At 33.3% G+C, this 11859-nt stretch carries 13 protein-coding genes; 8 read left to right on the forward strand and 5 right to left on the reverse strand.

Annotation, left to right across the window (positions count from 1 at the left end; all coding sequences use genetic code 11):
- Positions 1-53 precede the first annotated feature (53 nt).
- Together FM121_RS05865 and FM121_RS05870 are read left to right on the forward strand one after the other, a co-directional pair.
- Positions 54-590, forward strand: a complete 537-nt coding sequence (locus FM121_RS05865) for a hypothetical protein (protein WP_086951228.1) — start codon at positions 54-56, stop codon at positions 588-590.
- 154 nt (positions 591-744) lie between these two features.
- A complete protein-coding gene (locus tag FM121_RS05870; RefSeq protein ID WP_086951229.1) occupies positions 745-1593 on the forward strand; it encodes an AraC family transcriptional regulator in 849 nt (282 codons plus the stop codon).
- Between the two features lie 190 nt (positions 1594-1783).
- Here the strand turns inward: FM121_RS05870 and FM121_RS05875 are convergent, their stop codons facing one another.
- Entirely contained in the window at positions 1784-2434 is a 651-nt protein-coding gene (locus FM121_RS05875) for an HD domain-containing protein (protein ID WP_086951230.1), read from the reverse strand.
- Between the two features lie 104 nt (positions 2435-2538).
- Here FM121_RS05875 and FM121_RS05880 point away from each other — a divergent pair, with 104 nt between their 5' ends.
- The gene (locus FM121_RS05880; RefSeq protein WP_086951231.1) at positions 2539-3963 is read left to right on the forward strand and encodes a cryptochrome/photolyase family protein; all 1425 of its coding nucleotides are present in this window, start codon (positions 2539-2541) and stop codon (positions 3961-3963) included.
- Positions 3964-4040: 77 nt separating this feature from the next.
- Here FM121_RS05880 and FM121_RS14440 read toward each other — a convergent pair whose 3' ends face one another.
- From FM121_RS14440 to FM121_RS05890, 3 genes are all read right to left on the reverse strand, one after another.
- Positions 4041-4217, reverse strand: a complete 177-nt coding sequence (locus FM121_RS14440; RefSeq protein ID WP_179203800.1) for a hypothetical protein — start codon at positions 4215-4217, stop codon at positions 4041-4043.
- A gap of 99 nt (positions 4218-4316) precedes the next feature.
- Positions 4317-4742 (reverse strand): hypothetical protein, encoded by a 426-nt coding sequence (locus tag FM121_RS05885; RefSeq protein WP_086951232.1) that lies wholly within the window; start codon positions 4740-4742, stop codon positions 4317-4319.
- 17 nt (positions 4743-4759) lie between these two features.
- Positions 4760-5686: a hypothetical protein gene (locus tag FM121_RS05890; RefSeq protein WP_143597063.1), complete on the reverse strand. Its 927-nt coding sequence runs from the start codon at positions 5684-5686 to the stop codon at positions 4760-4762.
- 181 nt (positions 5687-5867) lie between these two features.
- On the opposite strand from FM121_RS05890, the gene FM121_RS05895 reads away from it, so the two are divergent.
- The 5 genes from FM121_RS05895 to FM121_RS05915 all read left to right on the forward strand — a co-directional run bounded on the left by FM121_RS05895 (position 5868) and on the right by FM121_RS05915 (position 10811).
- Positions 5868-6929 carry a DUF871 domain-containing protein gene (locus tag FM121_RS05895; RefSeq protein ID WP_086951234.1) on the forward strand — a complete coding sequence of 354 codons (1062 nt, stop codon included), beginning with the start codon at positions 5868-5870 and terminating at the stop codon, positions 6927-6929.
- Positions 6930-6932: 3 nt separating this feature from the next.
- A complete protein-coding gene (murQ, locus tag FM121_RS05900; protein ID WP_086951235.1) occupies positions 6933-7820 on the forward strand; it encodes an N-acetylmuramic acid 6-phosphate etherase in 888 nt (295 codons plus the stop codon).
- 15 nt (positions 7821-7835) lie between these two features.
- Positions 7836-9260 (forward strand): PTS transporter subunit EIIC, encoded by a 1425-nt coding sequence (locus tag FM121_RS05905; RefSeq protein ID WP_086951236.1) that lies wholly within the window; start codon positions 7836-7838, stop codon positions 9258-9260.
- Position 9261: 1 nt separating this feature from the next.
- A complete protein-coding gene (locus FM121_RS05910) occupies positions 9262-9897 on the forward strand; it encodes an HAD family hydrolase (protein ID WP_086951237.1) in 636 nt (211 codons plus the stop codon).
- A gap of 68 nt (positions 9898-9965) precedes the next feature.
- Positions 9966-10811: a MurR/RpiR family transcriptional regulator gene (locus tag FM121_RS05915; RefSeq protein ID WP_256958413.1), complete on the forward strand. Its 846-nt coding sequence runs from the start codon at positions 9966-9968 to the stop codon at positions 10809-10811.
- 91 nt (positions 10812-10902) lie between these two features.
- Here the strand turns inward: FM121_RS05915 and FM121_RS05920 are convergent, their stop codons facing one another.
- Entirely contained in the window at positions 10903-11859 is a 957-nt protein-coding gene (locus FM121_RS05920; protein ID WP_086951238.1) for a siderophore ABC transporter substrate-binding protein, read from the reverse strand.

An 11859-nucleotide genomic window follows, 5' to 3' on the forward strand; every position in this document is an offset into this window, starting at 1 on the left:
CTGACATCGTTTATAATAAAGGTATAAAAATACTATTATTGGAGGTCTACAAAATGTTTCAACAACAAAAAGTTTACAAAAGTATGGAAAATCGTAACTTTACCCCTGAAAGTTTGTTAGCCGAATTAGAAGATTTAAAACAATTTAAATTTGAAAATATTTCTTACACTGGTATTAGTTTAAACATCGAAATGTTGATTACTCAATATTTACGTGACGCTAAATTCGCTCTTATTGAGGTTCAAGGTGGATTGGCCAAAAAGAATTTTTCTACATGGTCTGCTGATTTGACTTTAGCGATTAATATCTTTAACCACTTTGCTGATTTTACTAAAGAACATTTTAATTATTATCTAGAAGAAGCTAAAAAATACCAAGCTGAAACTGGGCACAGTAACACGTCTCAAGAATACAAAGCTTATTTTGAACAAGGCAATTCTATGTACTTCCATGATGTCTTACATAGCGTTTTTGATCTTTCAAGAAAACTTGATCTAAGTATTGATGACTTTAAAGAAGCTTTAGCCTCTGATGGGTTAGATGCTGCTGATTATCAATTACCTGAGAAAAAAGTTTTTGAAGGTAAATAATTTAAAAAAGTCATCATTCAAGAAAAAGTAACACACTCTTTTCTTGAATGATGTTTTTTTATGAAAATTGACTTTTTTTGCCAAAGTTTATCCAGTATTCTCACTTAGATTTAGTTAAGATTAATTCAGAAGAAAGAAAGGTAGAAATATAGCAATGAATGAAATCGCAGCTGTCCTTGAGTATATCGAGAATCATTTAACAACAGAGATCGTCATGAAAGACATTGAGCAGTTAGCACAAATGTCAGAGTACAATTTTCAAAAAGTTTTTTCGATTCTAGCAGGAATTCCTTTAGGGGAATACATTAGAAAAAGAAAACTATCTTGTTCTCTTTATGACTTGAAGGAAACAGATATGAAGATTATTGATATTGCCTTTAAATATGGTTATCAATCCTCTGAGAGTTACAGTCGAGCTTTTCAGCAATATTTCCAAACTTCTCCTTCTAGCGCTCGAAAGAATTGGAATGATTTAAAAATATTCCCTAAATTATCGATTCGCGTACAAATCAAAGGAGGAACTGAAATGAATTATTACATGACAAGAAAACCCGCTTTTTTAGTAACAGGAATTAAAGAAAATTACCAAACAGTATCAGAAGGACAGGAAAAAATCCCACAATTTTGGGATACCTTTAATGAGACTAAACTCTTTGATCAAGTTATTAATGAGAAAGATCCCACAACACCTAACACTGTTCTAGGTATCTGCTTACCTGGTGAAGGTGAAGCTTATAACTATTTAATTGGTGTTAGAAGTCGTGAAGAAACAACTCTTCCTAGTTTAGAAACAATTACTATTCCAGAAACGGATTGGGTCGTTTTTAAAGCTGTCGGAAAAGTGCCAGAAGCCATCAGAAAGACGTATCAAGAAATTTATGAATCTTTCTTCCCAAGCACATCATACACTCAAAGAAATTTACCAGACTTTGAATCGTACCCGCTCGACCTTGATCCAATGTCAGACAACCACGTAACAGAAATATGGATTCCCGTTAAGTAAGAGTGATAAAAAAGGCGCTTAGCTCCAAGCAATTGGAAGAAATTAAAAATAATTCACGGGCTTCGAATTAATTTTAATTTTTGAAATTGCCGCAGGAGCTGCCTTTTGAATCCAGACTAAGTAAGAGTGAATCAAAAATTGCTTTGCTCCAAATAACTGGATCAAAGCAATTTTTCTTATTCTATTTAAACTATTTTTCCCAATCAGAGATAAAATCTTCTACAAACAACTCCATTAACTGTTGTCGCTTCTCAGCTATTTTTTTTGCTGTTGTCGTGTGCATCATATCTTTTAATAAAAATAATTTTTCATAAAAATGATTAATCACTGTTTGATTAATTCGATAATCCTCCTTAGTCATATTTTTACGAGGGGGAATCTTTGAATCGTACATGGCGTGCCCTTTTTTTCCTCCATAATAAAAAGTACGACCAATACCAATTGCACCAATTGCGTCAAGTCGATCTGCATCTTGTACAATTTGAGCCTCTAAAGATAACCTGTCATCCTCATGTTCTAATTGATGACTAAAAGAAACATGGTCAATAACTTCAAAAATATGCTGACTATCTTTTTCAGTGATTTCTATAGTTGAAAGGAAATCAGCCAATAATTTTCTAGAAAAAGGCACATCTGACACTAATTTATCATCCATTACATCATGTAAATATGCCCCTGAAAGAACAATAAATAAATTGCCGCCTTCAACCTTTTGAATTTTTTCAGCTGCTCTTACTACACGGTAAATATGATCCATATTGTGCCCTGTTTTATCATTTAATAGAACTTTTTCAGCGTACGACTTGATTTGTTCTAGTTGTTTGAATTCTTCTTGGTTCATACCCACACTCCTATCTTTTTTATTAGTTTACCAATAAAGAGTGTTCTTGGCGATTGTGTTGCTCCCTTTATTTTTGTTACAATATAAAGAAAAGGAGGATTCTTATGGCTATTCATATTATGTGGTTTCGAAGAGATTTAAGACTAGAAGATAATACAGCGTTTAGCGAAGCTCTCACATCATTAACTCCAGAAGATAAACTTCTATGTATCTTTCATATTAATGACCAACAATTACGAATTGGAACTAACAGCCACGATTATTTTTTTTCCACTTTAGATCACTTTATTTCAGATTCAAGTGAGCAGCATTTAACCATTCATCTATTAACTGGAAATATTATCGACGCCTTCGATGCATTATTAACAATTTACTCAGATACAACACACATTTTTTTCAACATAGATAATCGAGGCTTTGGCAGAAAAAGAGACCTAGCCGTGACTGCTTTTCTAGAATCAAAAAATATTCAGGTTAATTCATACGAAGAAAATCATCTCCATCAAGCGACAGAAATTCAAAAGCCAGATGGAACACATTATAAAATGTTTACTCCATACTACAAAAAATGGCGGCAATTATCTAAGGGACATTATCAAAAAAATAATCTTACTCCTTACTTAGACAAAGTTATTCATCAGCCACAATACTTTGAAATGGGAACACAAACTTTAAACAACTTACTAAATAATCGTCAAACTGACTTTTCAAGTAAGGTCGGTGAGACACAGGCCAACACGCAATTAAATACATTCATTATGACCCACTTAGAACATTACGACATAAATAGAGACTACCCTTTTTTAGATAGCACAAGCCGTCTGTCTCCTTACCTTTCAACTGGCGCTATCTCTATTAGAAAAGTTTATCAAGCCTGTCAATCCTTGCCTGATAGTGATGGAAAAGAGATCTTTATAAAAGAACTGGCTTGGCGAGATTTTTATCATATGATCTATTTTTATTACCCGAATCAATATCAAGAAGAATTAAAAGGGAAATACCAACAGTTACCTTGGCAACAAGAAAGTCTCATTTTTGAAAAATGGAAGATAGGTCAAACTGGCTATCCCATAATTGATGCAGCTATGAGACAATTAAACGAAACTGGTTGGATGCATAATCGGCTTAGAATGCTAGTCGCTTCTTTTTTAACAAAGGATTTACTCATTGATTGGCGCTTAGGAGAAAGATATTTTTCTGAACAACTGATTGATTATGACTCAGCAAGTAACATTGGTGGTTGGCAATGGGCCGCTTCAACTGGAACAGATGCCGTTCCTTATTTCCGAATTTTTAATCCCATTACACAGGGGATAAAGTTCGATAAAGAAGCTGAATTTATTAAAAAATTTGTACCCGAACTTACTAATTTACCTGTAAAATATTGTCATGAACCCTGGCTACTATCTGAAACGCTTCAACATAATTTGGCTTTTAAAGTAGGTGTCACCTACCCATCTCCTGTAGTGGATCATAAAATGGCGAGAGATAGAGCTTTGGAGTGGTTTAAAGAAAGTTTAGAGAGATAGGCTTTCTAACTACTTTTTAAGAAATATCAGAGGAGCTTGTAATGATTACTAGAAATTGAAGATATTTTCTTTTTTATTTAAATATCTTCAATTTCAAGAATAAATTTTTTAATATGACTATTAACTTTCGTAACGATTAAGTACTTTTCTAAACTGTTCTTATCTTCTTTATTTGCATAATCATAACAACACAAATAATAAGCATTCATTACTGATAAAACTTCCTTTTGCGTGAAAATTTGATTGTCATACATCGCTAATAATTTCCTAGCTTAATCCGACCGCTTAGACATAGGAATTAATCGTTTAGAAATACTACATAATTTTTATTTACTTTTAAATTTACTTGGAACTTATTTTTTAATATTTGCTTTTATTGAATTAAATAATGGGGCATAACTGAATAAACTTTCTTGAATTTTCATATCTAGTTTATACTCGTTTAAATTTTTAATTAAGTTTAAATAAATCATTTCCTCTCGAATTAATTTATCTGGATTTCTCACGTAACTTTCTTTATAAATTTTTAATATGAGAAGTTTATTTTTTCGATTTAGATATCTTAATCCATATTTTCTTTCTAATTGATCACAGTACTCTTTATGCTTTTTTACACCTGCAAACCGTTTTCCAAAGGATATTAATTCATTATAAAATTCTTCCTCTAAGTTAATATCTTTTGCTCTAATATTTCGATACATTCCCCAGTTATCTTTTTTTTGATAATAATCTTCTCGACTAATTTCTCTAGATCCTACATAAATTATGCTACCACCCATAATTTTCTCCTTTTTATTTAATCATAATACCCTTCAACTTCCCTTATTTCTTCCAATTCATAATCATCCAAAATATGTTCCCAATCTTCTATATTATTTTCTGTAATCGTTTCTTCCCTCTTATGGTCACCTTTTTTTTCTTTTGAATAGCTAAAGGGTTTACTATTTTCTTCAGTACTTTCAATAGTATTTATTTCTGATTTTTCTTTTTCCTTTTCTATTAATTCTATATTAATATATCCAGCATATCTTGAAATCATATTTTCACTTAAAGAAGTCAATGATATCTTAAAACTATCATTACCCATAGCGTAATCATTTAAACTATACGTAGCAGTTCCTTCTAATATTCCAGTTTTTTCATCATACTTCCACTCATCATCATATCGTTGGCTGAGATAAGCATAAACATTATCAGTCTCTATTCTAAAAGGTTCTAGATCTTTTTCCTTTAATCCTGGATGTTCATTAGGATTTCCTCTGCTATTAATTATAAAAGACAAGTATACTTTATGATCATCTTTAACCTCATGCCTATTTTTCAACTCTTTATCTGGTTCTTCAACAATTTCTATTTCATTGCCCTGTTCATCTTTAATTGATAATAACTGAGATTCATAAACTAACTTTTTATCTTTTTCCAAACTTTCCTCAGCTTTTTCCTTCGCTTCTTTTTCTTCTTGCGGAACAATTCTACCTGCAGTTAACATTATTAATGTAAATAAAATAGCCACTATCCATCCGATTCCTTGATAGTTTTCTGAATGACAAAACAAAGCATAAATAAAAAATAATCCAATAGGTAATAATGGATTCAATATATATCCCGTAAATATATAAATAACAAAAACTAATAAAAATACTAAAATAATAAAAAACCACATACTATAAATAATAGCCATTGTGTCTGTAATGGCCTGCATAAGTCTCCTCGAATATCTCATTAACAATCCCCTAAAATAATTTTATAGTATTTTATTATAACAGTATTTTAGAAATAAAGCAGAGTAATAAAATCCCATTAAAGAAATTTTATTCCTTTTTAAAATAAAATGATATCGTTTTATTGAAATATAATTCCAAACAAGTTATACTGTAATCAAATAAATAAAGGAGGCGCTTTACATGTTTGGTTTTTCAGTATTTCTAGGCTCTGACATGTCTCAAGAAACGGAAGACTATCTTATTGAGATGACTCAAAACGGCTTCGTTGGTATTTTCACCTCCATGCATATTCCAGAAGATGATCAGTCTCAATATGTTAGTCGAATCACTCATCTAGGAAATCTAGCCAAAGAACACGGACTTAATCTAATGGTTGATATTTCAACTAAAGGATTAGCTACGTTAGGTATGGATATTAATGGAGATCTAAACAAGATTAAAGAGTTTGGCATTACAGGTCTTCGAATGGATTACGGCATTCCAATGGAAACGATTGCTCATGTTTCTCACCAATTAACAGTAGGATTAAATGCTAGTACACTTTCATTAAATGATATAGCTGAGTTGAAAAAGCATGGTGCTCAATTTTCTAATATGGAATTTTGGCATAATTACTATCCTCGTGTTGAAACAGGATTAGAGCGAGACGACTTCATCAAGAAAAATGTCTGGTTGAAAGAGTTAGGTGGAAAGATTATTTCATTCACTCCTGGAGATAAGGTATTAAGGGGACCTCTTTTCTGTGGATTACCAACCTTAGAGGAACATCGTTTCAGACATCCTCTAGCAGCAGGAATTGATATGCTAACAGAATGTCTTGTGGATGAAGTTTATATTGGGGATGAACAACTTTCTATTGAAACAATGAATCAGTTTAAACACTATCAAGAACATCAGATCATCCAGCTTAATAGTCAGTTTTATACCGAAGACTATCAAGAACTTCTGACAGATGTTCATACAAATCGAATGGATACAGCTCGTGACGTAGTGAGAAGTCAGGAAGCCAGATTTAAAAAATTACCTTTCATCAATCAAATTAATACCATTGAACGTTTCAAAGGGGCTATTACCCTAGATAACCATCTTTATGGTCGTTACGCTGGGGAACTACAAATCGTAAAAAACGAGCTTGCTGCTGATCCTCGCGTCAATGTCATGGGAAAAGTGATTGATAAGGATTTAGATTTAATTAAATGGATAACAGCTGGACAAAAATACCAGTTTATTAGAAAGGATTAGCCGATGGATTTAACTAAATTAACAACCGAAAGAAGAAACGACCGTACGATGCACTTAGATGAGTTATCATCTCTTGAGATTTTAACCATCATGAACGAAGAAGATGCTAAGGTACCTTTAGCAATTAAAGAAGAACTCCCTACTATTAATACCGTTGTTGAAGAAATTATTAAATCATTTAATAAAGGAGGTCGCTTAATTTATATTGGAGCTGGTACAAGTGGACGTCTAGGCATTTTAGATGCTGCAGAATGTGTCCCAACATTTGGTACAGATCCTGAAATGGTTCAAGGTATTATTGCCGGTGGAAACTCTGCCATGACCGTTGCGGTTGAAGGCGCTGAGGATTCTAAAGAATTGGCTATAGAAGATTTGAAAAATATCAAACTCAACGAAAATGATACAGTGATTGGAATTGCTGCAAGTGGTCGTACACCTTATGTGATTGGTGGTCTAGAATACGCTAAGAGTGTTAACGCTACAACGGCTACTATAGCTTGTAACAAAAATGCTGAAATCAGTAACTACGCTGAGTTTCCAATTGAAGTAGATGCTGGTGCTGAAGTTTTAACTGGCTCAACAAGGTTAAAAGCTGGTACAACGCAAAAATTAATTTTAAACATGTTATCAACTGTTTCTATGATTGGGATTGGAAAAGTTTATAATAATCTAATGGTTGATGTGAAAGCAACCAATGAAAAATTAGTGGAACGCTCAAAACGTATTATTATGGAAGCAACTGGGTGTGATTACCCTACAGCAGAAAACACTTTTGAAACATCAAACCAAAATGTAAAACTTGCTATTATTATGATCTTAACTGATGTGACAAAAGAAGAAGCTGCAGAAAAATTAACTAAGGGAAAAGGTTTTATTAAAAATAGTATTTAATTGGGGGAAATTAAAATGACAGATCGTATACAAAATATTGCTAATGGCATTTACGATAATGTAGGTGGCATGAAAAATGTGAATAAAATCGTTCACTGTATGACACGTGTAAGAATGGAGATCGATGATTATACTCAAGTCGATTTAGATAAATTAAAACAAGTTGAAGGTGTTATGGGGGTGGTTGAAGATGATACTTTACAAGTTGTCATTGGACCTGGAACAGTGAATAAAGTAGCTCAAGCAATGGTTGATATGGCTGGCGTTAAATTAGGTGAACCAATCACTCACACAACTTCTGGGAAAGATGCTGTTGAAGCTAAAGCAGCTCAAGTTAAAGCAGATGTTAAAAAGAAAAACCAAAAACCTTGGTCTAAAGCATTAAAATCAATCGCTAATATTTTTGTTCCTTTAATCCCTGCCTTTGTTGGTGCCGGAATTATCGGTGGGATTGCTTCAGTTTTAGGAAACTTAATGTTAGCTGGACAAATTAGTGGCGATAACTGGGCACATATTATTACTGTCTTAAAAATCGTTCAAAGTGGTGTCTTTGCTTATCTTAATATTTACGTTGGGATTAACGCTGCGACAGAATTCGGGGCTTCTCCAAGTTTAGGTGGGGTTATCGGTGGGATTATCATGTTAACAGGTGTGACTCCTGAAAATCCATTACCTAATATCTTTACCGGTGGGGATTTAAGTCCTAACCAAGGTGGAATTATCGGTGTTATTTTAGCAGTCTTCTTAATGTCAATGATTGAGAAAAAATTACACAAAGTAGTACCTGAGTCAATCGATATTATTGTCACTCCTACTGTGACACTTCTAACTATGGTTATGATTACTATTTTCCTAATCATGCCAATTGCTGGTGCTATTTCAGCTGGTTTAGTTGGTTTCATTAACTGGATTTTAGGTGTTGGTGGTGCTTTTGCTGGCTTTATGTTGGGGGCTTTATTCTTACCAATGGTTATGTTTGGTCTTCATCAAATCTTAACACCGATTCATTTAGAAATGATTACAAACAATGGTTACACATTATTATTACCTATCCTAGCTATGGCTGGTGCTGGTCAAGTTGGAGCTTCTATTGCTCTTTGGGTTCGTTGTCGCAAAAACAAGCAATTAACTGAAATGATCAAAGGTGCTTTACCTGTTGGGATTTTAGGAATTGGTGAACCTTTAATTTATGGGGTAACATTACCTCTTGGTCGTCCATTTATTACCGCTTGTATCGGTGGTGGTATTGGTGGTGCAGTGATTGGCTTATTTGGTAACGTTGGTGCAACATCAATTGGACCTAGTGGGGTTGCTTTAATTCCTTTAATTAACAATGGTCACATGTTACAATATGTTATCGGTCTACTAGCGGCTTATGCTGGTGGCTTCTTAGCAACATACTTCTTTGGAACTAATCCAGAAATGCGAGTTGAACAATAAGATGAAAAAAGCTGTTATTTTTGATATGGATGGCGTCATTATTCAATCAGAAATATTCTACCTTAAACGCCGAGAACTATTTTTTAATGAACAAGGAATTATCATCTCAGATGACTTCCAACAAAACACGATTGGGTCTAATCCAAAAGCAATGTTTGAAGCTCTTTTTCCTAACGATCTAGCAAAGCAACAAGAGATGCTAATTGCTTTTGCTAACTTTAGAAAAGATTTCAAAGTCAATTACTCAGAGATGTTAACAGATCACATTCAGGAAGTCTTAACTTGGTTAAAATTGAATGACTATAAAATTGGGTTAGCTTCTGCTGGTGAGTATCTCTCTTTAGTCAATGTATTGGAAGTTACTGGATTAACCGGATTTTTCGATGTGGTTGTTAGTGGTGCAGACATGGCTAAGTCAAAACCTGCCCCTGATGTTTATCTGGCTGCTGCTGAAAAATTAGGTATGAAGCCTTCTGAGTGCGTTGCCATTGAAGATTCAACTTACGGTATTCAAGCAGCCATCTCAGCAGGAATGGACTGTTTGGCTTTAAAACCAAAAGACTTTGTCATAAATCAAAGTCAGGCGACAGAGATCATGATATCTCTTCAAGAAATTCCTATCTGGCTAACAAGATAGATTTTAAGACATACAACCTTTATAATGGAGTTGTATGTCTTTTATTTTTTATGAGAGGGCTGTATCCAATGAAATATAATATTATTTATATCATGAAAGAAAAATTAAATAGTTTATCAAAAGCAGAAAAACAACTGGCTCTCTGGATTATGGAAAATCCTCAAGAAGTCATTAATATGAGCGTGACTAACCTAGCTAAACAAGCCAACTCAAGCCCTGCTACAATTGTTCGTTTGTGCTATTCTCTTGGACTAAGTGGCTTTACCGATTTAAAAATACAATTATCTAAAAATTTACCTCAAATCGAAGAAAATCTTCACACAGATATTATTAAAGATGAAACCATTGATAACATTAAGAAAAAATTGAAGTTTAATTTAAATAATAGTTTTGAAGAAACTTTTAACTTACTAAACGATGAGGTTATTTCCCAAGCAATTGATTATATTGAAGAAAATACTACTATTTTCACATTTGGTTTAGGTGCGTCTGGTATTGTTTCTGAAGATATCTATCAAAAATTCACGCGAATCGGTCGCAATGTCATCTTCAGTAAAGATCATCATTTAATGTCAACTTCTCTTGTTAGTAATTCTCTTTCAGGAACGTTTATCGCTATTTCTAATTCTGGAGAAAAACAAGAAGTCATTCATTTGGCTCGGATTGCTAAAAATCAAAACATTCCAGTCATTGTCATCACAAGCTCTCCTGACTCTAGCTTAGCAGTCATTGCAGATTGTCTGTTGATTACCTCAAGCGGTAGTGAAGCACCCATTAGAAGTTCCGCAACAAACTCCATGATGGTCCAACTATTTGCAGCTGATATCTTATTCTCTACCTACGCCTCTAAAAACTATGAGGAAACAATGAATAAATTAAATGTCTCAAAACAAATAATTGAGACTTTGAAATAGCGTGGTAAAAAAGGCGTTTAGCTCCAAGCAACTGAAATAAAAAAAGGACTAGCAATTAACTCCACAAGTTAATCACTAGTTCTTTTTCTTTCTATTCAAATCCCTTAGCTACATCCTTAATCATCAATTCAGTTGACTCAATCCCACCACCTGATAAATACCAAACATCTGGTGTTAACGTAATCACTTTACCATTTTTTCCAGCATTGGTTTGTTTCACTAATGCGTTCTCTGCTACATTGTTTTTACTGTCATCTCCACCAATTGCTTTGGTACGATCAATGACGAATAACACATCTGGATTTTTTTCTAAAACATACTCATATGATACTTCTTGACCATGAGTTGAGGCTTCAATTTTATCATCTGCCATAGCCACACCGAATGTATCATGAACAATACCGAAACGAGAACCTTTTCCATATGCTGATAAAGAACCTTCATTAACCAAAGTGACTAAACCTGTTTTTTTGCTTGCTTCTGCTTTTTCTTTTAATTCTTTGATATCTGTTTCTAACTTAGCAATTTTTTCTTTAGCAGCGTCTTCCTTATCAAAAATTGTTCCTAACGTTTCAATGTTTTGTTTTGTTGATTCCCACGTTTTAGTGCTATCAACACCTAAGTATAAAGTTGGCGCAATTTTTTCTAAATCTTTTTGTGCATCTTGTTGACGACCTGAGATAATGATTAATTCTGGTTGCATGGCATTGATTTTTTCCATATCTGGTTCTTTAATCCCACCAGCTGACTCAACTGATTTAAACGTATCTAAGTATTTAGGCAATGTTTTTAATGGAGCTCCTATCACCGTATCACCAGCACCTAGTTGATTTATCGTATCTAATGATCCCATATCAAAAACAACAACTTTTTTAGGATTTTTAGGTACTTCTACTTCTTTACCTTCACCATCTGTCACTTTGACTATTTTTTCTTTAGCTACTTCACTTGTTTTTATTTCTTTTTTAGCATCATTACCACCACAAGCTCCTAAAACCATTGTTGTTAAGGCTAATACACTAATAAAACCAATTAATTTCTTCTTCAT

The organism is Vagococcus fluvialis bH819, assembly GCF_900163795.1.
Lineage (GTDB): Bacteria > Bacillota > Bacilli > Lactobacillales > Vagococcaceae > Vagococcus > Vagococcus fluvialis_A.

Excerpts from the sequence above, each read along its gene's own strand:
- FM121_RS05865 (WP_086951228.1), top strand. The coding sequence starts at position 54 with ATGTTTCAACAACAAAAAGTTTACAAAAGTATGGAAAATCGTAACTTT.
- FM121_RS05870 (WP_086951229.1), top strand. The coding sequence starts at position 745 with ATGAATGAAATCGCAGCTGTCCTTGAGTATATCGAGAATCATTTAACA.
- FM121_RS05875 (WP_086951230.1), bottom strand. The coding sequence starts at position 2,434 with ATGAACCAAGAAGAATTCAAACAACTAGAACAAATCAAGTCGTACGCT.
- FM121_RS05880 (WP_086951231.1), top strand. The coding sequence starts at position 2,539 with ATGGCTATTCATATTATGTGGTTTCGAAGAGATTTAAGACTAGAAGAT.
- FM121_RS14440 (WP_179203800.1), bottom strand. The coding sequence starts at position 4,217 with ATGTATGACAATCAAATTTTCACGCAAAAGGAAGTTTTATCAGTAATG.
- FM121_RS05885 (WP_086951232.1), bottom strand. The coding sequence starts at position 4,742 with ATGGGTGGTAGCATAATTTATGTAGGATCTAGAGAAATTAGTCGAGAA.
- FM121_RS05890 (WP_143597063.1), bottom strand. The coding sequence starts at position 5,686 with ATGAGATATTCGAGGAGACTTATGCAGGCCATTACAGACACAATGGCT.
- FM121_RS05895 (WP_086951234.1), top strand. The coding sequence starts at position 5,868 with ATGTTTGGTTTTTCAGTATTTCTAGGCTCTGACATGTCTCAAGAAACG.
- murQ (WP_086951235.1), top strand. The coding sequence starts at position 6,933 with ATGGATTTAACTAAATTAACAACCGAAAGAAGAAACGACCGTACGATG.
- FM121_RS05905 (WP_086951236.1), top strand. The coding sequence starts at position 7,836 with ATGACAGATCGTATACAAAATATTGCTAATGGCATTTACGATAATGTA.
- FM121_RS05910 (WP_086951237.1), top strand. The coding sequence starts at position 9,262 with ATGAAAAAAGCTGTTATTTTTGATATGGATGGCGTCATTATTCAATCA.
- FM121_RS05915 (WP_256958413.1), top strand. The coding sequence starts at position 9,966 with ATGAAATATAATATTATTTATATCATGAAAGAAAAATTAAATAGTTTA.
- FM121_RS05920 (WP_086951238.1), bottom strand. The coding sequence starts at position 11,859 with ATGAAGAAGAAATTAATTGGTTTTATTAGTGTATTAGCCTTAACAACA.